Origin of the sequence: Azospirillum oryzae (assembly GCF_900177515.1) — a bacterium.
In the GTDB taxonomy this organism is placed as follows: domain Bacteria; phylum Pseudomonadota; class Alphaproteobacteria; order Azospirillales; family Azospirillaceae; genus Azospirillum; species Azospirillum oryzae_A.
Map to the genome: position 1 here is coordinate 175,298 of NZ_FXAK01000001.1, position 22,131 is coordinate 197,428.

The window sequence follows — 22,131 nt, forward strand, 5'->3', positions numbered from 1 at the left end:
GTTAGACCCCCACCTAACCTCCCCCGCTCTCGGCCGACCGAAGGTCGGTCCGATGGCGGGGGAGGGACTGCCGCCACTCTCTCGCACAAGCACTTGTCCCCTCCCCCGCCCAGCGGGGGAGGGTTAGGGTGGGGGCAAGTGGCCGCACCTCCCCCCATCAGGGAGCCAAAACCCATGAAGACCATCAAAGGCCCCGCGATCTTCCTCGCCCAGTTCGCGGGCGACGCGGCCCCCTTCAATTCGCTGGACTCCATCGCCCGCTGGGCCGCCGGCCTCGGCTTCAAGGGCGTGCAGATCCCCAGCTGGGACCGCCGCCTGTTCGACCTGCACAAGGCCGCGACCAGCAAGACCTACTGCGACGAAGTCAAGGGCACGCTCGCCGACGCCGGCGTCGAACTGACCGAGCTGTCCACCCACCTGCAGGGCCAGCTGGTCGCCGTCCACCCCGCCTACGATGCCCTCTACGACGGCTTCGCCCCGGCGGAGGTCCATGGCCGCCCCGACGCGCGGCAGGCCTGGGCGGTGGAGCAGTTGCACCTTGCCGCCAAGGCCTCCGCCAACCTCGGCCTGACCGCGCACGCCACCTTCTCCGGCGCGCTGGCATGGCCCTATCTCTACCCCTGGCCGCAGCGTCCGCCCGGCCTGATCGAGACCGCCTTCGACGAGCTGGCGAAGCGCTGGCGTCCGATCCTCGACGCTTTCGACGAGGCCGGCTGCGATCTCTGCTACGAGATCCACCCCGGCGAGGACCTGTTCGACGGCACCACCTTCCAGATGTTCCTCGACCGGGTCGGCGGACATGAGCGCTGCAACATCCTGTTCGATCCCAGCCACTTCGTGCTGCAGCAACTGGATTATCTCGGCTACATCGACGTCTTCCACGACCGCATCCGCATGTTCCACGTCAAGGATGCGGAGTTCAATCCGACCCCCTGGCAGGGCGTCTATTCCGGCTATGCCCCGTGGAAGGACCGTGCCGGGCGCTTCCGCTCGCTGGGCGACGGACAGGTCGATTTCCGCGGCATCTTCTCCAAGCTGACCCAGTACGGCTTCGACGGCTGGGCGGTGCTGGAATGGGAATGCTGCATCAAGCATCCGGAGCAGGGGGCCGCCGAGGGCGCCCGCTTCATCCAGGACCACATCATCCGCGTCACCGACCGCGCCTTCGACGATTTCGCCGATGCCGGCACCGACGAGGCGGCCAACCGCCGGCTTCTCGGTCTGGGGAAAGGGGCAGCATGAGCCCGGATCAATTGCCACCCCACCCACGGGCCTCCGCGAGGCGCTTGCGGCTGGGCATGGTCGGCGGCGGCCAGGGCGCCTTCATCGGCGCCGTCCACCGCATCGCCGCCCGCATCGACGACCGCTATGAACTGGTCGCCGGCGCCTTGTCCTCCGACCCGGAGCGGGCGCGGGCCAGCGGGGCGGAGCTGTTCCTGGCGCCCGACCGCTGCTACGACGACTTCCACGCCATGGCGAAGGCGGAGGCGGCGCGCCCCGACGGCATCGACGCCGTCGCCATCGTCACGCCGAACCACCTGCACTACCCCGCAGCCAAGGCCTTCCTCCAGGCCGGCATCCACGTCATCTGCGACAAGCCGCTGGTCCACACGTTGGCGGAGGCGGAGGAACTGGCGGCCTTGGTGCGCAGCCGCGATCTCGTCTTCGTGCTGACCCACAATTACAGCGGCTATCCGATGATCCGGCAGGCCCGCGCCATGGTGGCGTCGGGCATGCTGGGCAAAATCCGGGTGGTGCAGGCCGAATATGCCCAGGACTGGCTGGCGACGGATCTGGAGGCCAGCGGCCAGAAGCAGGCGTCCTGGCGCACCGATCCGGCGCGGAGCGGCATCGCCGGCTGCATCGGCGACATCGGCACCCACGCCTTCCATCTGGCCGAGTTCGTCACCGGCCTCATTTGCACCGACCTCGCCGCCGACCTGACCGCCTTCGTCCCCAACCGGCGGCTGGACGACAACGCCCACATCATGATGCGCTTCGACGGCGGCGCCCGCGGCATGCTGTGGGCCAGTCAGGTCTGCCCCGGCACCACCAACGGCCTGCGCCTGCGCGTCTTCGGCGAGGCCGGCGGCCTGGAATGGCAGCAGGAACAGCCCAACGAGCTGCGCTTCACCCCGCTGGGCGAACCGACCCGCACCCTGCTGCGTGCCGGTGCCGGCAGCCTGCCGGCGGCCACCTCCATCTCCCGCACCCCCGCCGGCCATCCGGAGGGCTATCTGGAAGGCTTCGCCCAGATTTATCGCGACGCCGCCGACCTCATCGCCGCCCGCCTGGACGGCCGCCCCGCCCCCGCCGACGTGCCCCTGCCGACGGTGGAGGACGGCCTGCGCGGCGTGCGCTTCATCCACGGCGCTGTGGAGTCCAGCCGGCGCAATGCGGCATGGGTGTCGTTGGCCGGTTAGTTCCCTCTCCCGCCCCGGGAGAGGGAGGGGACCCGCGCCGCAGGCGTGGGGAGGGTGAGGGGTGATCCAAGAAATCTGAACCGCATGGCTTCGTGCCTTACCCCTCACCCTTCCCATGCTCCGCATGGGCCCCTTCCCTCTCCCGGGGCGGGAGAGGGAGTTTGACCACCCCCGGAAAAGCCGGTCCTTTCGCAAAAGGGCCGGCTTTTTGCGTTCCCGGCGGCGCAATGCGCAGAACCGGCAAAAGCCGTTCCGAAGAGGCAATCACCCTCTCCGCGCATTCCGTACCATCCGTTCATCAAGACAGCCGGAGCCGGCCCAGCCCGCCCGGTCCTGAACGGACTACGCATGACCACCCAGGAATTCCATCCCTCCCGCCGGACGGTCCTCTCCGGCAGCGCCGCCCTCGCCGTTGCGGGCAGCGGCCTGCTGGGCGCGCTCCCCGGCACCGCCGCCGCGGCCGAAAAGACGGCCACCCGTCAAGACCCGATCAAAGGAACGAAACCGATGCTCCAGGGCAGCCACGTCACCACCAAGGACGGCGTCCAGATCTACGTCAAGCAGTGGGGTCCGCAGACCGGCCAGCCGGTGGTCTTCAGCCATGGCTGGCCGCTGACCGGCGACGCCTTCGAAGACCAGATGATGTTCCTGGCCCAGCACGGCTACCGCACCATCGCCCATGACCGCCGCGGCCATGGCCGCTCGTCGCAGCCGGGCTTCGGCAACGATCTCGACCATTACGCCGACGATCTGGCCGCGGTGACCGAGGCGCTGGACCTGAAGAACGCCGTCCATGTCGGCCACTCCACCGGCGGCGGCGAGGTCGCCCGCTACATCGGCCGCCACGGCGTGTCGCGCGTCGCCAAAGCGGTGCTGATCGGCGCCATCACGCCCATCATGGTGAAAACCGACTGGAACCCGGAAGGCGTTCCGCTGGAGGTGTTCGACGGCATCCGTGCCAGCGTGAAGGCCGACCGGTCGCAGTTCTTCAAGGACCTGACGATCCCCTTCTATGGCTACAACCGGCCCGGCGCCAAGGTCTCGCAGGGCGTCATCGACAGCTTCTGGCTGCAGGGCATGATGGGCGGGCTTCAGGCCGAGTATGAATGCATCAAGGCCTTCTCCGAGACCGACCAGCGCGACGATCTGAAGAAGATGATCGTCCCGACGCTGGTGCTCCATGGCGACGACGATCAGGTCGTCCCGCTCGCCACCACCGGCAAGGCCGCCGCGGCGATGCTGCCGAAGGGCACGCTGAAGGTCGTCGCCGGCGGTTCGCACGGCATGTGCACCACCCAGAAGGACCTCGTGAACGAGGAACTGCTGGCCTTCATCCGCGCGTAACCGGGAAACCGGGGCACTGTCCTCCACGCAGCAACAATCATGTTCTGACTGGTAGAATTGTCTCGAAATCCCGGCATGTGCCAATATCCCTTCAGACGGCGCCGACGACGAAAACGGCAGCCAACCCCTTAAAAACCCACACGGAACAGGAAACGATCATGACCTTCCCGGCCAAGTCGCTCATCAACGCCGACGACACCGTCTTCATCTTCATCGATCACCAGCCGCAGATGTCCTTCGGCGTGGTCAACATCGACCGCCAGCAGCTGAAGAACAACACCATCGCCCTGGCCAAGACCGCGAAGCTGTTCGGCGCCTCGACCATCGTGACCGCGGTGGAGACCGAGAGCTTCTCCGGCTACATCTGGCCGGAGCTGATGGACGTCCTGAAGCAGGACCCGATCGAGCGGACCTCGATGAACAGCTGGGATTCGGAAGAGCTGGTGGCCGCCGTCAAGGCGACCGGCAAGAAGAAGCTGGTCATCGCCGCGCTGTGGACCGAGGCCTGCCTGCTGTACCCGACCCTGTGCGCCATCGAGGAAGGCTTCGAGGTCTACATCGTCACCGACGCCTCGGGCGGCACCTCCCAGGAGGCCCATGACGCCGCGGTCCGCCGCATGGAGCAGGCCGGCGCCCATTCCATCACCGCGATCAACGTCCTGCTGGAAATTCAGCGAGACTGGGCCAAGCGCGAGAGCTACGACGGCGTGATGAACATCGTGCGCGAGCATTTCGGCGCCTACGGCATGGGCGTCGATTACGCCTACACCATGGTCCACAAGGCCCCGCAGCGCGGCGAGTTCGCGCACAAGGTGACCGGCGCCGCCGCGCACGAACATGCGTAACCGGCACGCCTGATCCTGTCCCCGGTGCCCGGTTCCGGCCGGGCACCGGCCCCAATCTACAGACCGGGAGACCGGACCCATGATGCCCTATCTCCTTTCGGCCGGCGCCGGTATCCTGGTCGGCGTCATCTATGCGCTGATCGGCGTCCGCTCGCCGGCACCGCCGACCATCGCGCTGATCGGACTGCTCGGCATGCTGGTCGGCGAGCAGGTGGTGCCGGTGGTCAAGCGCATGATCGCCGGCGAACCGGTCGTCGCCTTCATCCAGACCGACTGCGCCCGCCATGTGCTGGGTCCGCAGGCCGGAGCCGACAAGCCGCCGGCCGATCTGGTTCAGGCCGACGAGGCCGGCAAGGGAAAGAAGGCATGATGCCGCCCGCCCCTCCCGCCGTCACCCGCCGCAAGGCGATGGCGGGCAGCGCCGCCGCCTCGCTGCTCGCCGCGCCGCTGCTGTCCACCCTCGCGTCCAGACCCGGGAATGCCGCCATGCCCAACACCGCACCCACTGGTGACCTGATCCTCGTCAACGCCAAGGTCACCACGCTCGACCGCGCCAACCCGCAGGCCGGCGCCGTCGCCATCCGCGACGGACGCTTCCTCGCCGTCGGCACGGAGGCCGAGGTGCGCGCCGCGGCGCCCCAGGCGACGGTGATCGACGCCAAGGGCCGGCGCGTGATCCCCGGGCTGATCGACAGCCACATGCACATCATCCGCGGCGGCCTGAACTACAACATGGAGCTGCGCTGGGACGGCGTGCCGAGCCTCGCCGACGCGATGGCGATGCTGAAGCAGCAGGCGGCGATCACCCCGGCGCCACAATGGGTCCGCGTCGTCGGCGGCTTCACCGAGCACCAGTTCGCCGAAAAGCGCCTGCCGACCATCGAGGAACTGAACGCCGCCGCCCCCGACACGCCGGTGTTCATCCTGCACCTCTATGACCGCGCCCTGCTGAACGCCGCGGCCCTGCGCGCCGTCGGCTATACCAAGGACACCCAGAATCCGCCGGGCGGCGAGATCGTGCGCGACGCCGCCGGCAATCCGACCGGCCTGCTGCTGGCCCAGCCCAACGCGACGATCCTCTATTCGACGCTGGCCAAGGGTCCGAAGCTGCCGCCCGAGTACCAGCTGAACTCCACCCGCCATTTCATGCGCGAGATGAACCGGCTGGGCGTGACCGGGGTGATCGACGCCGGCGGCGGTTACCAGAACTATCCCGACGATTACGCCATCATCGAAAAGCTGCATGCCGACGGCGAGCTGACGCTGCGCATCAGCTACAACCTGTTCACCCAGAAGCCGAAGGAGGAGCTGTCCGATTTCGCCGGCTGGGCGAAGAAGGTCAAGCCCGGCGACGGCGACGACAGCTATCGCCACAACGGCGCCGGCGAGATGCTGGTCTATTCCGCCGCCGACTTCGAGGATTTCCGCGTCGCCCGCCCCGACATGCCGCCGAACATGGAAGGCGATCTGGAACCGGTGATCCGCCTGCTGGCCGAGAACCGCTGGCCCTGGCGCCTGCACGCCACCTATGACCAGACCATCAGCCGCGCGCTGGACGTGTTCGAGACGGTCAACCGCGACATCCCCTTCGACGGGCTGCACTGGTTCTTCGACCATGCCGAGACGATCAGTGACCGCAACATCGACCGCATCGCCGCCCTCGGCGGCGGCATCGCCGTCCAGCACCGCATGGCCTATCAGGGCGAATATTTCGTCGAGCGCTACGGCACCAAGGCGGCCGAACGCACCCCGCCCATTGCGAAGATGATGGCGGCCGGCGTGCCGGTCGGCGCCGGCACCGACGCCACCCGCGTCGCCAGCTACAACCCATGGGTCTCCCTGTCTTGGCTGGTGACCGGCAAGACGGTTGGCGGCCTCGGCCTCTATCCCCAGGCCAACCTGATAGACCGCGAGACCGCTCTGCGGCTGTGGACGGAGGCCAACACCTGGTTCTCCAACGAGCAGGGCAAGAAGGGCCAGATCAAGGCCGGCCAGCTGGCCGATCTCGCCGTGCTGTCCGACGACTTCTTCTCGGTTTCGGAGGACCGAATCGCCCATCTGAACTCGGTGCTGACCATCCTCGGCGGCGCGGTCGTGCATGGCGAGGGCGATTACGGCCCGCTGGCGCCGCAACTGCCCAAGCCGATGCCGGACTGGTCGCCGGTGCGGACCTTCGGCGGCTATTACAAGTCGGCCGACAGCGCGTCGGGCGACCAGCGCAAGGCGCTCGCCTCGGCCTGCGGCTGCGCCACCGGCTGCGGCGTCCACGGCCACGACCACGCCGCCGCCTACGCCACCGATGTCCCGGCCGCCGACGTGCAGTCCTTCTGGGGCGCTCTCGGCTGCGGTTGCTGGGCGGTGTAAGGCTGTCCCCCCAAAACTCCCTCTCCCGGGGCGGGAGAGGGCGATTCCCCCCAACCCGGAACACCCCCGCCATGACCCTCCGCTCCTTCGAAGGCCCGGCAGAGCGCATCGTCGACCGCATCCTCGACTGGGACGGCACATGGCTGCTGGCCCGGCTGGCGCTGGTGGGTGCCTACCTGCTCGGCGGGCTGGTGAAGCTGACCGACTGGCCGGGCGCCGTCGCCGAACAGGCGCATTTCGGCCTCGCCCCGCCGGCGCTCTGGGCGGCGTTGACCATCCTGGTCGAGCTGGTCGGCCCGCTGCTGATCCTGCTGGACCGCACGCTGTGGCTGGGCGCCGGCGCACTCGGCGTCTTCACCGTTCTGGCCGCCCTGATCGCCAATGATTTCTGGACGATGGCGGGACCGGAGCGCTTCATGGCCACCAATGCCTTCTTCGAGCATATCGGGCTGGTCGGCGGCTTCGTCCTGGCGGCGATCGTCTCGCGGATGCGCCGCCGCCTCGGCCCGAACGCCTGACCAAGGGGAAGCACCATGGCCCCGCCCTCTCCCCCCGCCTCCCAGCCGATTGCAGCGCCGCTGCCCTGGCTGCTGATGCTGCTGTCGGTGACCACCGGGCTGGTCGACGCCACCAGCGTGCTCGGCCTCGACAAGGTGTTCACCGCCAATATGACCGGCAACATCGTCTTTCTCGGCTTCGCCGCCGCCGGCACACCGGGCTTCGACGTCGCCCCCTACCTGACGGCGATCTGCGCCTTCCTGATCGGCGCGCTGATCGCCGGCCGCACCGGCAAGGCCCATGCCGGCCGGCCGCTGCGGCGCTGGCTGCTGAAGGCCGCCGCCATCGAGGCCGGGTTGCTGTGGCTGGCCGCCCTGCTGGCATGGCTGCGCCAGGGCGGAGAGGTGTCGGCTGCCAGCTTCTACGGCATCATCCTGCTGACCGCGCTGGCGATGGGCTTCCGCAACGCGACGATCCGCCAGTTGAAGGTGCCCGACCTGACCACCACGGTGCTGACCCTGACGCTGACCGGATTGGCGGCCGATTCCCGGCTGGCCGGCGGGGCCGACACCAATTGGATCCGCCGCATCGGCAGCGTCGTCGCCATCTTCATCGGCGCCGCCATCGGTGCCGCGCTGGTGGCGCACAGCGGCCTCGCCGCGCCGCTGCTGCTGGCCGGCGCGCTGGGTCTGGTCGGCACCGCCGCCTGCGCCCTGCATCCCGCCGCCGCCACCCCGGCCGCCGCCTGATCCCCTTTGCCCCTTCCGGCGCGGGAGAGGGCGTTGTTACGCCGCCTCCCCCACCGGTGCCGGCTTGGCAGCCCGCAGGATCATGCCGAACAGGTCGCGCGGCTCGTCCGGGTCGGCCAGCATGTCCAGATTCTCGTAGAAGCCGGTCCCCGCCACCTTGTCGCGGACATAGCGCAGGGCGGAGAAGTCCTCCGTCGCGAAACCCACCGAATCGAACAGCGTGATCTGCCGCGCATCGCGCCGGCCGACCGCCTGCCCGGTCATCACCGTCCACAGCTCCGTCACCGGATGGTCGGGGGCCAGTTGCTGGATCTCGCCCTCGATCCGCGTCTGCGGCGGATATTCGACGAAGATGTCCGACCGCAGCAGGATGTCGCGGTGCAGTTCCGTCTTGCCGGGGCAGTCGCCGCCGACCGCGTTGATGTGCACGCCCGCCCCGACCATGTTGTCGGTCAGGATGGTGGCATACTGCTTGTCGGCCGTGACGGTGGTGATGATCTGCGCGCCTTCCACCGCCTCCTCGGTCGATTTGCAGGCGGTGATCTCGAAACCCTGGTCGCGCAGGTTGCGCACGCATTTCTGCGTCGCCACCGGGTCGATGTCGTAGAGCCGAAGCTTGCGGATGCCCAGCAGCGCCTTGAAGGCCAGCGCCTGGAACTCCGCCTGGGCACCGTTGCCGATGATCGCCATGCAGGAGGCATCCTTCGGCGCAAGATGCTTGGCGGCGACGGCCGACGTCGCGGCGGTGCGCAGCGCCGTCAGGATCGTCATCTCCGTCATCAGCACCGGATAGCCGTTGCCGACATCGGCCAGCACGCCGAAGGCGGTGACGGTCTGCCGCCCTTCCCGCATGTTCTTCGGATGGCCGTTGACGTACTTGAAGCCGTAGGTGCGGCCGTCGCTGGTCGGCATCAGCTCGATCACGCCCTCCGCACTGTGCGAGGCCACCCGCGGCGTCTTGTCGAAGCTCTCCCAGCGGCGGAAATCCTCCTCCACATAGGCCGACAGCTCGGTCAGGAAACGCTCCACGCCGATGTGCAGCACCAGCTTCATCATATGATCGACGCTGACGAAGGGAACGAGGTTCAGGTTCGGGATCATGGTCGGACGCTCCAGTCGATCAAAAGCTGCGGGTGGGATAGTCGAGGACGCGGCGCCCCATCAGGCTGGCCAGCAGTTCCACCATCAGGGTCGCGGTGCGGCCGCGCTCGTCCAGGAAGGGGTTCAGCTCCACCAGATCGACGCTGCTGACCAGACCGGTGTCGTGCAGCATCTCCATGACCAGATGCGCCTCGCGGAAGGTGGCGCCGCCGGGAACCGTGGTGCCGACGCCGGGCGCGATGGCGGGATCGAGGAAATCGACATCCAGGCTGACATGCAGCAGCCCGTCCGCCTCCACCACCCGCTGCAGGAACGGGCGCAGCAGGGCGACGATGCCGTGCTCGTCGATCTTGCGCATGTCGTGGACGGTGATGCCGGAGGTCTCCAGCGCCCGCCGCTCGGCCGGATCGACGCTGCGGATGCCCATCATGCAGACATTGTGCGGGTCGAGCCGCGCCGGCGGCGGCGGGAAATAGCCGTCGAAGCCGGCGCGGCCGGTGGCATAGGCCATCGGCACGCCATGCAGATTGCCGCTCTCCGTCGTTTCAAGCGTGTGGAAGTCCGGATGGGCGTCCAGCCACAGCACGAACAGCGGGCGCCGCATCTCGGCGGCGCGCTGCGCCAGTCCGGTCAGGGTGCCGGCGGCAAGGCTGTGGTCGCCGCCCATGAAGATCGGCATGGCGTCCTGCCCGGCGCTCGCCTCATAGGCGATCTGCGACAGCGCGGCGGTCCAGCCCGCCACCTCCGGCAGGAATTTCAGCGCGGCGTTGCCATGCGCCATCGGCCGCTGCGGTAGCGGCGCCACATTGCCGAGGTCGGTGACGCTGTGGCCCAAATCCGACAGCGCCTTTGCGATGCCGGCGGTGCGGAAGGCACTGGGCCCCATTTCGCAGCCAAGCCGGCCCGCCCCGTCCTGCACCGGCACGCCGACCAGCCGGCACTGCTTCGTCTTTGTCTTCTGGAAGGACATTGTTTGGTCTCTCGCCTGTTCCTCTCACCAGCAAACCACAGGATTCCGGCGGAACGGACAGGGCAATTTGACAAATGTCACCATTCGCCCTACCAAACTGGACAGCCAAGCTTGCCAGAATGTCGAAGGGCCTCACACAATGACGCTCGACCAGCTCGACGAGAAGCTCATCACCCTGCTGCGCCACGACGGCCGCCGCAGCATCTCCGACCTCGCCATCGAACTGAGCGTGTCGCGGGCGACCGTGCGCTCGCGGATGGAGCGGCTGGAAAGCTCCGGCATCATCACCGGCTACACCGTGATCCTGCGCGCCGACACGGTGGAGGCGCCGGTGCGCGGCATCATGCTGATCGAGGTGGAGGGGCAGGCGACCGACCGCGTGGTGCGGACGCTCAGCGGCTTTCCCGAGATCATGGAGATCCACAGCACCAACGGGCGCTGGGATCTGATCGTCGAGCTGTCGGCCGCCAGCCTGCCGGAATTCGACGGGGTACTGCGCCGCATCCGGCTTATTCCCGGCATCACCACCAGCGAGACGAATCTTCTGCTGAACACCCCGCGCAGCACCCGCGCCCGGCTGTAGCGTGTCCGCCTCCCGGATTTCCGATCCCCGACAGTCAGCAATCCCAACCGGCTACGCCATGGAACGCAGGGGGCCTGTCCAACGCGGGGGGCTGGCGACCGGGACCGCCGGCGTGCCTTTCCTCACGACCCGCCATTTTATGGCGCACTTCCTGCAATGAAAAGCTGGGACGGCGGGGGCCGTCAGCCTTCATTGGAGGAGCGCGATGTCCGATCAGACCCTGTCCACGCGATACTCGATCAAAGATTTGCAACCGATTGACATGTCGAAGGTCAAAGCAATCAAGCTCTCCGAAGCGCCGGAGGAGCAGTTTCAGAACTTCGTACGATCAACGGAGTCGATACTGAAGAACAGCCACATGATCATGCCCAACACGGCCGGCAACCCGGCGTATCAGGATTACGCACGGGTCATGGTGAACGGCAAGGAGGTCGCCCGGTTGGAAAACAACGGCATGTTGGAGCCCTCCAACAGTCTTGCGGTCAAGCTGGACGGGCTTATTCCCAACCAATCGGCGAAGGGCGGCACCGGTCCAGAGTTGGCGAAGCTCCGCGCAGAGACCATCGCCCGCTTGCTCGGCGGCTCTGTGGTCATGGCGGATACGGCGATGACGCAGGCGCGCTATGACGCCTTGCCGCCGCTGACGCCAAAAGTGGATTACGAGGCGATGCGACAGGATCCGATGTATCTGGCTCTTCAGGAAACCAAAAAAGCCCGCCTCTTGTTCCTGGCCCAGCAACTGGCGTGAAGGTGCCGGCCGGACGATTTTGCCGGGTCAACTTTTCCGGGAAAATGGCGCGTTCCCCATTGTTGTGGGCAAGGACACAAGGCGCGGCGATCCATGCTATCCTGCCGTCCGACCTCGACCGCACCAGCAACCGGACGACATGACCACCGCCTTCAGCGACCAGGACCGCCTCATCCCCATCCACACCGGCGCAGGCTCCGGCCGCCTCTATGTGAAGGACTGGACCCCGGACACGGAGTCCGCCGGCACCCACCCGCCGATCCTGCTGCTCCACGATTCGCTGGGCTGCGTCGATCTGTGGCGCAGCTTCCCGGCCAGCCTTGCCGCCGCGACGGCGCGGCGGGTCGTCGCCTATGACCGCCTCGGCTTCGGGCGTTCCGATCCCCATCCCGGCGCCCTGCCCCGCGATTTCGTCGCGGCGGAGGCGCGGGAGGTCGTTCCCCTTCTGCTCGACCATCTCGGCATCGGCGATTTCGTCGTCTGCGGCCACAGCGTCGGCGGCGGCATGGCGGTGGAGACGGCGGCGCGCTTCCCCGACCGCTGCCGGGCGCTGGTGACCATCGCCGCGCAGGCTTTCGTCGAGGAGCGGACACTCGACGGCATCCGCGAGGCGAAGCAGGGCTTCCAGGATCCGGCGCAGCTCGCCCGGCTGGCGAGATACCAGGGTGACAAGGCGCGCTGGGCAGTCGATGCCTGGACCGAAAGCTGGCTGTCCCCCGCCTTCGCGGACTGGACTCTCGACGTGCCGCTGTCGCAGGTCCGCTGCCCGGTGCTGGCCCTGCACGGCGACCGCGACGAATACGGGTCGGCCGAGCACCCCGCCCGCATCGCCGCCGGACGCGGCACCGTCCGCCTCCTGCCCGACACCGGCCACGTCCCCCATCGCGAGTGCGAGGACGAGGTGGTCGAAGCGATCCGGGCCTTCCTGTCGGAAGCCTGACGCAGCCGAACCGGCGCACCTAACCGGCCGGGCCGGTGCCTGCCACGCGGTCGCGCTCGGCCCGCAAGGCAGCGAGCTTCGATTCCAGCTTGCCGATCTTGCGGTCGAGCTTGCGCAGACGTTTGCGCGGCGCCTTCCCCTCGGCAGGCGGTCCACCCCCTTTGGCGATCCTGTCCTTGATCGCCGCCTTGGCGGCGTCGCTCAGCCGCTTCCACCCCTTCACCTCCGCCTTGGTGCGGTGGCAGCCCAGGCAGGCACCGTCGCCACCGAACCGGCAGAGGCCGATGCAGGGGTTGTCCGTCGCCCTGCCCAGCCTGTCCTTCGACTTTCCGCTCATCTGTCCTGTCGCATGGTCGTCTCCAGTCGCAAGACAATGTGCGCCGCAAATCCGGCGCGGCAATGGCGGCCGACCATGCGCAAAATCCGTACAATTCAGCGGAGCGCCGCCGAATTAGGATATTGCATGGATAGTCCAGCCGCTAATAACGCCGGACATGTTGCGTCAAACCGCCGCATGACGGATTTCCTGACGCGAATATCCGTACAATGCACTTGAGCGATCCGTACGAATGATCCATACAAGACGTATCGCCAGAGTGCCGCTGCTCCATACGCCTGTCAGGCGCGGGCAGGCGGCCGGACGGCTTCTTCGTGCCAGGTGATCCATGCCCAGCGATGCGCCCATCGTCACCCGCCGGCCGGACCATGCGACCGTTCCGCCGGATCAGGCCGCAGGCCCGGCGCCAAGTCCGGCCCCAGCGTCGGCTTACGCCCCCCACCGCAAGATCCATCCCAAGGCGGTGCGCGGGCGATACCGGCGCGTGAAGACGCTGTTGGGTGTGGTCCTGCTGGCGCTGTTCGCGGTCATCCCCTGGTTGCGCTGGGACCGCGGGCCGGGCCTGCCGGATCAGGCGGTCCTGTTCGACCTGGGCAGCCAGCGCTTCTACATCTTCGCCCTGCAGCTCTGGCCGCAGCATGTCTACTACATCACCGGCGTGATGATCCTGGCCGCCATCGGCCTGTTCCTGGCGACCGCGCTCGGCGGGCGGGTCTGGTGCGGCTTCACCTGTCCGCAGACGGTGTGGACCGACCTGTTCGTCTGGGTGGAGCGGCGGGTGGAGGGCGACCGCGGCGACCGCATCCGTCTCGACCGGCACCCCTGGACCGCCGGCTGGCTGGCGAAGAAGACGGTGAAGCATGCGGCGTGGCTGGCGGTCTCGCTGGTCACCGGCTTCCTCGGCATCGCCTATCTGACCGACGCGCCGACGCTGGCGGCCGACCTGCTGCGCTTCGACGCCCCGGCGCTCGCCGCCGGCTCGGTCCTGTTCGTCGCCGCCTGCACCTATGCGATGGCCGGCTTCATGCGCGAACAGATGTGCTTCTACGTCTGCCCCTGGCCGCGCATCCAGGCCGCCATGCTGGACGAGGACAGTCTGGTCGTCACCTATCAGGAGTGGCGCGGCGAGGGACGCGCGCCGCTGCGCAAGAGCGAGGGCTGGGACACCCGCACCGACAAGGGCTATGGCGACTGCATCGACTGCGGACAATGCGTCCAGGTCTGCCCGACCGGCATCGACATCCGCGACGGCATCCAGATGGAATGCATCGGCTGCGGCCTGTGCGTCGACGCCTGCAACGACGTGATGGCGCGAATCGGACGGCCCGGCGACCTGATCCGGTTCGACACCCTGACGGCCCAGGCGGCGAAGGCCGCCGCCACCATCCAGCCGGCGAAGGCCACCGCCGCTCCGCCGCCCCGTTACCGCCTGATCCGGCCGCGCACCATCGTCTATGGCCTGATGCTGGTCGTGGTCGGCGGGTTGATGGCAATCGCGCTGGCGTTGAGGTCCAGCAACGACATCTCCGTTCTGCGCGACCGGGCGCCGCTGTTCGTCACGCTCAACGACGGCCGCATCCAGAACGCCTACACCATCAAGATCGCCAACATGTCTCTGGTGGATCGCCACTACCGCCTCACCCTGGCCGGCCTGCCGCAGGCAAGCCTCAGCTTGTCCGGCGACGGCACCGAGGCCGGCACGCTGTCGCTGTCCGCCCGCGCCAACGCGGTGGAGACCTACCGCATCCAGGTCCGCGTCCCCCAGGCGGCTCTGACGGAGTCCTCCACCCCCGTGACAGTCACCCTGACCCCCGACACCGGCGATGGCCAGCCGGTCCGGCACGACAGCGTCTTTTTGGCACCGTGACCGATTCGAATCTCCCTCTCCCGCCCCGGGAGAGGGAACCTACGCGCGCTCCGCTGAATGCTTGCGGCACCCGCCCCAGAACGCGCATATGCTACCGACAGTGCCGCAGCAGGCAGGCAAGGGAACGGCCAGGACATCCATGCAATCCGATAACGCAGGACAAGCCGAAGCGTCGGACACCGGCATCTGGCAGCCGGATCTGACCAACCGCGCGCGGCCGGTCTATCTCGCCATCGCCGATGCCCTTGCCGACGACATCGCCGGTGGGCGTCTCGCGGCGGGACAGCGGTTGCCGCCGCAGCGCGTGCTGGCCGACCGTTTGGGGGTGGACTTGACCACCGTCAGCCGCGCCTACAGCGAGGCCCGCCGCCGCGGCCTGCTCGACGCCCGTGTCGGCCAGGGCACCTTCGTCCGCGCACCGAACGCGCCATCGGAAAGCGCCGCACCCGCTCCATCCCTGCGTCCGGCCGCTACCCCGGCCGCGGTCATCGACATGACCATGAACCAGCCGCCGCTGCCCGACTCGCCGGAGCTGCTGGACGGCGTGCGGCGGGGGCTGGCCCAGGCGATGCTGCGCCTCGACCCGCAGGCGCTGCTGCGCTATCCCGAGGCCGACGCCGGTTTCCGCGCCGGGGAGGACGACCGTGCCGCCGGCGCGAGCTGGCTCGGCAGGCGCCTGCCCGATGCCGTCGACAACGATCGGATCGTCGTCTGCCCCGGCACGCAGAGCGCGCTGCTGGCCCTGCTCTGCATGCTCACCCGCCCCGGCGACACCGTCTGTACGGAGGCGCTGACCTATCCCGGCTTCAAGGCCATCGCGCGCCAGCTCGGCCTGCGGGTGGTCGGGGTGGCGATGGACGGCGACGGCCTCGACCCCGACGCCCTGCGCGCCGCGGTGGAGGCCCATGCCCCAAAGGCGCTCTACTGCACTCCCACCCTGCACAACCCGACGACGGCGACCCTGCCGGGGGAGCGGCGCGCCGCCATCGCCGCCATTGCCCGCACGCACAACATCCCGATCATCGAGGACGACATCTACGGCGTGCTGCCGCAGGACGCCCCGCCGCCCATCGCCGCCCTTGCCCCCGACGTGACCTTCCATGTCGTCGGCCTCGCCAAATGCGTGGCCCCCGGGCTGCGCATCACCTACGTCGCCGCCCCCGACGCCCGTCAGGCGATGCGGCTCGCCGCCGCCCAGCGCGCCACCATCCTCGGCACGCCGCCGGTTCCCGCCGCCGTCGCCACCCAATGGATCACCGACGGCACCGCCGACGCCCTGTTGACCGCCATCCGCACCGAAGCCGTGGCCCGCCAGAGCATCGCCCGCGACCTGCTGCCTCCCGACTCGATCACCGCCCACGGGCAAGGCTTCCACCTGTGGCTGAGCCTGCCGCCGACCTGGACGCGCGGGGAGTTCGCCGCCCATCTGCGCAGCACCGGCATCGCCGCCGCCGTCAGCGACGTCTTCCTGACCGCCGGCCCGGCGCCGGAGGCCCTGCGCATCTGCCTCGGCGCTCCGGTGACCCGCGCCGACTGCCGCCGCATGCTGGAAACCCTCGCCGACGCCCTCGACCAGAGCCCTGCGCTGGCCGGCATCGTGATCTGAGCCGTCAGACCAAATCCCGCGCCATGCCCGACCGCACCAGCAAGTCGGTGTCGGGCGAGAATCGCGCCTTCAGCGGCAGCATCGCCGCCCCCAGCACCCGGGCCATCGGGCCAATGGAGCCGGCCAGCACCGGCGCGGCCTTCAGCCCCGACCGGTTGAAGCGTTCCACCGCCGCGGCCAGCCGCTGGGTGAAGCGGTCGCGCCAGGACGGCGGCAGGAAGCCGTCGACCACCACCTCCTGAAAATCGATGACGCTGAGCGCCGACACGACGGCGCGCGACAGCTCGGCACAGGCGGTTTCGGCCCAGGCGTCGAAGATGGCATCGGCCCGCTCGCCGCTGCCGTCGGCCAGGGCGGCCGACAGCGCCGCCGACGGGTCGATCCCGGCGGCCTCCAGGTCGCGCTCCAGCAGGAAGATCGAGGCGGCGTGAATCAGCTGCCCCGGCGCCTTGCCCGGCCCGGCGGGGCTGGTCGGCCCGGTCGGCCCAGTTGGCATCGATCCGATGGCCCCGGCATTGCCCTGTTCCCCCCGATAGAGCCGCCCGTCGATCACCACCCCGCCGCCGATGAAGGTGCCGAGATAGATGTAGAGCGCGCTGCGGCTGGTGATGGCATGGCCGGCGATCATCTCCGCCGCGCAGGCCGCCGCCGCGTCGTTGTAGCGCGTCACCGGCAGTCCGGTCTCCCGAGCGAAGGCGTCGCCGATGTCGGCATCGCGCCAGCCGTCCAGCGCCCCCGGCGCCAAGCCCAGCTCCGCCGACCACGCATGGATCTCGTCCGGCATGGCGACCCCCAGCCCGACCACCCGCGACCGTGCCGCCGGCGACAGATGCCCCAGCAGCCCGACCGCCTGGGCGATGGCGGTGGAGATCGTCGGCTCCGGCAGCGGCGCGTCATAGCGCACCCGGCTCGCCCCCATCTCCTCGCCCAGCAGGTTGATCAGGATCGCCTCGACGCTGCGCCGGCCGATCTTCACCCCCAGCGAATAGGCCCCCTCCGGGTTCGGCGCGATGGGGGTGGAGGGCTGGCCGACCTGCCCGCGCACCTTGTCCAGCTTGACCAGCAGCCCGTCCTCCAGCAGCCGGTTGACGATCACCGACGCCGCCTGCCCGCTCAGCCCGGTTTCCCGCGCGATTTCCGCCTTGGACAGCATGCCGGCCTGCAACAGTGCATGCATGACCAGCCGCTCGTTGTAGGCGCGCAGCCCGGTGGTATCGCCGCCCCGCATGCTCCCGCCGCCTCCTGCCTCGGATCTCACCAACAATCCGTATATCAATCGATCATAACAAAATCAAAGTGATTTACTTAGTAGCCCCTCTTGGCTGCCGGAATGGCATCTCCGACGCCGCTCCGGACCTCAATCACCGTAGCAAGCCCCGCCCGATCGACGCAAGCGCGGTACCGAAAACGGCTTACTCCCCAGCTCTACCCGCTCCTTCGGCAAAGACGCCGCCGCCATACGCCACCGAATACCAAAATCAATGTGATTTATCTATTGCAGCCCTCCACCGCCTGCGCCATAGTGTTCGTGTGCCCTACAAACCGAATGCCGTGGACGCATGCGGAGGTCGGGCGATCCGTCGCACAGGCCGGCAGGACAGAAGCCAGGGCGCGGCCGGACAGGACATTGGGGAGGAAAACTGGAATGAAGCGTGCGCTATCCTTGATCGGCGCGGCGGTCGCCGCGTTTCTCGGCAGCTCGGCACAGGCGGAAACGCTGTCGATCGCCACGGTGAACAACGGCGACATGATCCGCATGCAGAAGCTGGCGGAGCATTTCACCAAGGCCCATCCCGACATCACGCTGAACTGGGTGACGCTGGAAGAGAACGTGCTGCGCCAGCGCATCACCACCGACATCGCCACCAAGGGCGGCCAGTACGACGTCCTGACCATCGGCACCTACGAGGTTCCGATCTGGACCAAGCAGAAGTGGCTGAAGCCGCTCGACAAGCTCGGCGCCAACTATGACGTCGAGGATCTGCTGCCCTCGATCCGCAGCGGCCTGACCACCGACGGCACGCTCTATGCCGCGCCCTTCTACGGCGAAAGCTCGATGGTCATGTACCGCAAGGACCTGTTCGAGAAGGCCGGCCTGACCATGCCGGAGGCGCCGACCTGGAGCTTCATCGCCGACGCCGCGCGCAAGCTGACCGACAAGCAGAACGAGCTCTACGGCATCTGCCTGCGCGGCAAGGCCGGCTGGGGCGAGAACATGGCCTTCCTCAGCGCCATGGCGAACTCCTTCGGCGCCCGCTGGTTCGACATGAACTGGAAGCCGCAGTTCAACACCGATCCCTGGAAGCAGACGCTGACGACCTATCTCGGCGTGATGAAGGACGCCGGCCCGCCGGGCGCCTCCTCCAACGGCTTCAACGAGAATCTGGCGCTGTTCCAGACCGGCAAATGCGCGATGTGGATCGACGCCACCGTCGCCGCGTCCTTCGTCTCCAACCCGGCGCAGAGCAAGGTGGCCGACAAGGTCGGCTACGCCCTGGCCCCCGACAACGGCCTCGGCAAGCGGTCCAACTGGCTGTGGGCCTGGAGCCTCGCGGTTCCCGCCAGCAGCAAGAAGGGCGACGCCGCGCAGACCTTCATCTCCTGGGCAACGTCGAAGGAATATCTCGATCTCGTCGCCAAGGAGGAGGGCTGGGCCAACGTGCCGCCCGGCACCCGCAGCTCGCTCTACGCCAACGCCGAATACCGCAAGGCCGCCCCCTTCGCCGACCTGACGCTGAAGTCGATCCAGGCCGCCGATCCGCAGCACCCGACGGTTCAGGAAGTCCCCTACACCGGCGTGCAGTTCGTCGCCATCCCCGAATTCCAGGGCATCGGCACCGCCGTCGGTCAGGCCTTCTCCGCCGCGCTGGCCGGTCAGATGACCGCCGACCAGGCCCTGCAGAGCGCCCAGGCCCTGACCACCCGCGAGATGACCAAGGCCGGCTACATCAAGTAACCGCACACGCCTCCCGCAACGTCGTTCCCCAAGGGTCGAGCCATGGCCACCGCCCATTCGCGTGCAGCCGCGCGCCTGACGATGTCTCCGGCCGTCGTCCTGCTGCTCGGCTGGATGCTGATCCCGCTCGCGATGACGCTCTACTTCTCCTTCCTGCGCTACAACCTGCTGATGCCGGGGCAGGAGGAGTGGATCGGCGTCCTGAATTATCAGTATTTCCTGACCGATCCGGCTTTCTTCGCCGCGCTCGGCAACACGCTGGCCCTGGTCGGCGGGGTGCTGGTGCTGACCATCGCCGGCGGGATCGGGCTTGCCCTGCTGCTCGACCGGCCCTTCTGGGGGCGGGGGATCGTCCGCCTGCTGATCATCGCCCCCTTCTTCGTCATGCCCACCGTCTCGGCGCTGGTGTGGAAGAACATGCTGATGAACCCGGTGAACGGCCTGTTCGCCGCCATCGCCAAGGGGCTGGGCCTCCAGCCCTTCGACTTCCTGGCCGAGGCGCCGCTGTCCTCGATCATCCTGATCGTGACGTGGCAGTGGCTGCCCTTCGCCACGCTGATCCTGCTGACCGCCCTGCAATCGCTCGACAGCGAGCGGCTTGAAGCGGCGGAGATGGACGGCGCCGGTGCGGTCGACCGTTTCATCCACATCATCCTGCCCCATCTGGCGCGTGCGATGACGGTGGTGACGCTGATCCAGACCATCTTCCTGCTGTCGGTCTTCGCCGAGATCCTGGTGACGACCAACGGCGGCCCCGGCACCGCCACCACCAACATCACCTATCTCGTCTATGCCCAGTCGCTGCTGCAGTTCGATGTCGGCGGCGGCTCCGCGGGCGGCATCGTCGCCGTCGTCCTCGCCAACATCGTCGCCGTCTTCCTGATGAGGATGATCGGCCGCAACCTGGACATCTGACCATGGCGCGCGCCGCAACCAACCGCCAGAAGCTGGTCGTGACCCTGATCGCCTGGACCATCGGGATCGTGATCTTCTTCCCCATCCTGTGGACCGCGCTGACCAGCTTCAAGACCGAAGCCGAGGCCATCGCCAGCCCACCCTCCTTCCTCGCCTTCCACTGGACGCTGGAGAATTACACGGAGGTGCAGCAGCGCTCCGACTATTTCCTCCACTTCTGGAACTCGGTGGTCATCTCCGTCGGCTCGACGCTGATCGGCCTGATGGTCGCGGTTCCCGCCGCGTGGTCGATGGCCTTCGTTCCCGGCAAGCGCACCCGCGACGTGCTGATGTGGATGCTGTCGACCAAGATGCTGCCGCCGGTCGGCGTGCTGATCCCGATCTATCTGCTGTTCCGCGATTTCGGGCTTCTCGACAGCCGCATCGGTCTGGTCATCGTGCTGACGCTCATCAACCTGCCGATCATCGTCTGGATGCTGTTCACCTATTTCCGTGAAATCCCCGGCGAGATCCTGGAGGCGGCGCGGATGGACGGCGCGGGCCTGCGCGACGAGATCCTGTTCGTCCTGCTGCCGATGGCGGTGCCCGGCATCGCCTCCACCCTGCTGCTGAACATCATCCTGGCGTGGAACGAGGCGTTCTGGACGCTGAACCTGTCCGCCTCGCAATCGGCGCCGCTGACCGCCTTCATCGCCAGCTACTCCAGCCCGGAGGGGCTGTTCTACGCGAAACTGTCGGCCGCCTCGACCATGGCGGTCGCGCCGATCCTGGTTCTCGGCTGGTTCAGCCAGAAGCAGCTGGTGCGCGGCCTGACCTTCGGCGCCGTGAAGTAGGAGGACCCCGCCATGGGACAGATCACGCTCGACCGCGTCACCAAGAGCTTCGGCGACATCGCCGTCATCCCGCCGCTGGACCTCACCATCGGCAATGGCGAGTTCGTGGTGTTCGTCGGCCCGTCCGGCTGCGGCAAGTCCACGCTGCTGCGGCTGATCGCCGGGCTGGAGGACGTGTCGTCCGGCTCCATCCGCATCGACGGCAAGGACGCCACCGCACTGCCGCCCGCCCAGCGCGGGCTGGCGATGGTGTTCCAGTCCTACGCGCTCTATCCGCACATGACCGTGCGCAACAACATCGCCTTCCCGCTGAAGATGGCCCGGCTGGACAAGGCCGCCATCGACCGCAAGGTGGAGGCGGCGGCCAAGGTCCTGAACCTCACCAGCTATCTCGACCGCCGCCCCGGCCAGCTGTCGGGCGGCCAGCGCCAGCGCGTCGCCATCGGCCGCGCCATCGTCCGCGAGCCGACCGCCTTCCTGTTCGACGAGCCGCTGTCGAACCTCGACGCCGCGCTGCGCGTCAACATGCGGCTGGAAATCTCCGAGCTGCACGCCAGCCTCGGCACCACCATGATCTATGTGACCCACGATCAGGTGGAGGCCATGACCATGGCCGACAAGATCGTCGTGCTGAACGCCGGACGGATCGAACAGGTGGGTTCCCCCATCGACCTCTACAGCCGCCCGCGCAACCGCTTCGTCGCCGGCTTCATCGGCTCTCCCCGCATGAACTTCATCGAGGGCGAGGCGGCGCGCGGCGACGGTGCCGACTGCATCGGCATCCGCCCCGAACATCTGGCGCTGTCCACCGAATCCGGCCGCTGGTCCGGCACCGTCACCGTGTCCGAACATCTGGGCTCCGACACCTTCGTCTATGTGCAGGTGGAGGGCATCGGCACGCTGGTGGCGCGGGCCGGCGGCGAGTTCCCCGTCCATCACGGCGACCGCGTCTGGCTGACGCCGCAGACCGAAAAGCTCCACCGCTTCGACGCCCAGGGCAACGCCGTGTCCTCTGCGGCGCCGGGCGTCAAAGTGGCATGAAAGGTCCTGAC

General features: G+C 68.1%; 21 protein-coding genes. 17 read left to right on the forward strand and 4 right to left on the reverse strand.

Annotation, left to right across the window (positions count from 1 at the left end):
- Positions 1–174 precede the first annotated feature (174 nt).
- From B9N97_RS00805 to B9N97_RS00840, 8 genes are all read left to right on the forward strand, one after another.
- Positions 175–1,242: a sugar phosphate isomerase/epimerase family protein gene (locus B9N97_RS00805; RefSeq protein WP_085082377.1), complete on the forward strand. Its 1,068-nt coding sequence runs from the start codon at positions 175–177 to the stop codon at positions 1,240–1,242.
- On the forward strand, positions 1,239–2,423 hold the full coding sequence (locus tag B9N97_RS00810; protein ID WP_085082379.1) for a Gfo/Idh/MocA family protein: 1,185 nt from the start codon (positions 1,239–1,241) through the stop codon (positions 2,421–2,423). The genes B9N97_RS00805 and B9N97_RS00810 overlap by 4 nt, the downstream gene beginning before the upstream one ends.
- Before the next feature lie 348 nt (positions 2,424–2,771).
- Positions 2,772–3,767 (forward strand): alpha/beta fold hydrolase, encoded by a 996-nt coding sequence (locus B9N97_RS00815; protein ID WP_208621106.1) that lies wholly within the window; start codon positions 2,772–2,774, stop codon positions 3,765–3,767.
- Positions 3,768–3,925: 158 nt separating this feature from the next.
- Positions 3,926–4,612, forward strand: coding sequence for a hydrolase (locus B9N97_RS00820; RefSeq protein ID WP_085082381.1), 687 nt, complete (start codon positions 3,926–3,928; stop codon positions 4,610–4,612).
- A gap of 79 nt (positions 4,613–4,691) precedes the next feature.
- Positions 4,692–4,982, forward strand: coding sequence for a XapX domain-containing protein (locus B9N97_RS00825; protein WP_085082383.1), 291 nt, complete (start codon positions 4,692–4,694; stop codon positions 4,980–4,982).
- Entirely contained in the window at positions 4,979–6,976 is a 1,998-nt protein-coding gene (locus B9N97_RS00830; RefSeq protein WP_244560480.1) for an amidohydrolase, read from the forward strand. Before B9N97_RS00825 ends, B9N97_RS00830 begins: the two co-directional genes overlap by 4 nt.
- A 71-nt stretch (positions 6,977–7,047) precedes the next feature.
- Positions 7,048–7,494 carry a DoxX family protein gene (locus tag B9N97_RS00835; protein ID WP_085082385.1) on the forward strand — a complete coding sequence of 149 codons (447 nt, stop codon included), beginning with the start codon at positions 7,048–7,050 and terminating at the stop codon, positions 7,492–7,494.
- Between the two features lie 15 nt (positions 7,495–7,509).
- The gene (locus B9N97_RS00840; protein WP_085082387.1) at positions 7,510–8,223 is read left to right on the forward strand and encodes a YoaK family protein; all 714 of its coding nucleotides are present in this window, start codon (positions 7,510–7,512) and stop codon (positions 8,221–8,223) included.
- A 36-nt stretch (positions 8,224–8,259) separates the two neighbouring features.
- Here B9N97_RS00840 and B9N97_RS00845 read toward each other — a convergent pair whose 3' ends face one another.
- The gene (locus tag B9N97_RS00845) at positions 8,260–9,324 is read right to left on the reverse strand and encodes an ornithine cyclodeaminase (RefSeq protein WP_085082389.1); all 1,065 of its coding nucleotides are present in this window, start codon (positions 9,322–9,324) and stop codon (positions 8,260–8,262) included.
- Positions 9,325–9,343: 19 nt separating this feature from the next.
- Positions 9,344–10,294: an arginase gene (gene rocF / locus B9N97_RS00850; RefSeq protein ID WP_085082391.1), complete on the reverse strand. Its 951-nt coding sequence runs from the start codon at positions 10,292–10,294 to the stop codon at positions 9,344–9,346.
- 139 nt (positions 10,295–10,433) lie between these two features.
- On the opposite strand from rocF, the gene B9N97_RS00855 reads away from it, so the two are divergent.
- The 3 genes from B9N97_RS00855 to B9N97_RS00865 all read left to right on the forward strand — a co-directional run bounded on the left by B9N97_RS00855 (position 10,434) and on the right by B9N97_RS00865 (position 12,565).
- Positions 10,434–10,877: an Lrp/AsnC family transcriptional regulator gene (locus B9N97_RS00855; protein WP_085082393.1), complete on the forward strand. Its 444-nt coding sequence runs from the start codon at positions 10,434–10,436 to the stop codon at positions 10,875–10,877.
- Positions 10,878–11,082: 205 nt separating this feature from the next.
- Positions 11,083–11,625 carry a hypothetical protein gene (locus B9N97_RS00860; RefSeq protein WP_085082395.1) on the forward strand — a complete coding sequence of 181 codons (543 nt, stop codon included), beginning with the start codon at positions 11,083–11,085 and terminating at the stop codon, positions 11,623–11,625.
- 139 nt (positions 11,626–11,764) lie between these two features.
- A complete protein-coding gene (locus B9N97_RS00865) occupies positions 11,765–12,565 on the forward strand; it encodes an alpha/beta fold hydrolase (RefSeq protein WP_085082396.1) in 801 nt (266 codons plus the stop codon).
- 19 nt (positions 12,566–12,584) lie between these two features.
- Here B9N97_RS00865 and B9N97_RS00870 read toward each other — a convergent pair whose 3' ends face one another.
- Positions 12,585–12,902 (reverse strand): DUF1289 domain-containing protein, encoded by a 318-nt coding sequence (locus tag B9N97_RS00870; protein ID WP_208621107.1) that lies wholly within the window; start codon positions 12,900–12,902, stop codon positions 12,585–12,587.
- Between the two features lie 328 nt (positions 12,903–13,230).
- On the opposite strand from B9N97_RS00870, the gene ccoG reads away from it, so the two are divergent.
- A complete protein-coding gene (gene ccoG / locus B9N97_RS00875; protein ID WP_085082398.1) occupies positions 13,231–14,769 on the forward strand; it encodes a cytochrome c oxidase accessory protein CcoG in 1,539 nt (512 codons plus the stop codon).
- A 139-nt stretch (positions 14,770–14,908) separates the two neighbouring features.
- Positions 14,909–16,375 carry an aminotransferase-like domain-containing protein gene (locus tag B9N97_RS00880; RefSeq protein ID WP_085082400.1) on the forward strand — a complete coding sequence of 489 codons (1,467 nt, stop codon included), beginning with the start codon at positions 14,909–14,911 and terminating at the stop codon, positions 16,373–16,375.
- 4 nt (positions 16,376–16,379) lie between these two features.
- On the opposite strand, the gene B9N97_RS00885 is transcribed toward B9N97_RS00880, so the two are convergent.
- Entirely contained in the window at positions 16,380–17,603 is a 1,224-nt protein-coding gene (locus B9N97_RS00885; protein WP_085082402.1) for an ROK family transcriptional regulator, read from the reverse strand.
- A gap of 417 nt (positions 17,604–18,020) precedes the next feature.
- Here B9N97_RS00885 and B9N97_RS00890 point away from each other — a divergent pair, with 417 nt between their 5' ends.
- The 4 genes from B9N97_RS00890 to B9N97_RS00905 are packed head-to-tail and all read left to right on the forward strand — an operon-like array spanning position 18,021 to position 22,120.
- Positions 18,021–19,331: an ABC transporter substrate-binding protein gene (locus tag B9N97_RS00890; RefSeq protein ID WP_085082404.1), complete on the forward strand. Its 1,311-nt coding sequence runs from the start codon at positions 18,021–18,023 to the stop codon at positions 19,329–19,331.
- A 42-nt stretch (positions 19,332–19,373) separates the two neighbouring features.
- Positions 19,374–20,246: a carbohydrate ABC transporter permease gene (locus B9N97_RS00895; protein ID WP_085082406.1), complete on the forward strand. Its 873-nt coding sequence runs from the start codon at positions 19,374–19,376 to the stop codon at positions 20,244–20,246.
- A 2-nt stretch (positions 20,247–20,248) separates the two neighbouring features.
- Complete coding sequence (locus B9N97_RS00900; RefSeq protein WP_085082407.1) at positions 20,249–21,079, forward strand: carbohydrate ABC transporter permease; 831 nt, start codon at positions 20,249–20,251, stop codon at positions 21,077–21,079.
- 12 nt (positions 21,080–21,091) lie between these two features.
- Positions 21,092–22,120 (forward strand): ABC transporter ATP-binding protein, encoded by a 1,029-nt coding sequence (locus B9N97_RS00905; RefSeq protein ID WP_085082409.1) that lies wholly within the window; start codon positions 21,092–21,094, stop codon positions 22,118–22,120.
- The last annotated feature ends 11 nt before the right edge of the window (positions 22,121–22,131 follow it).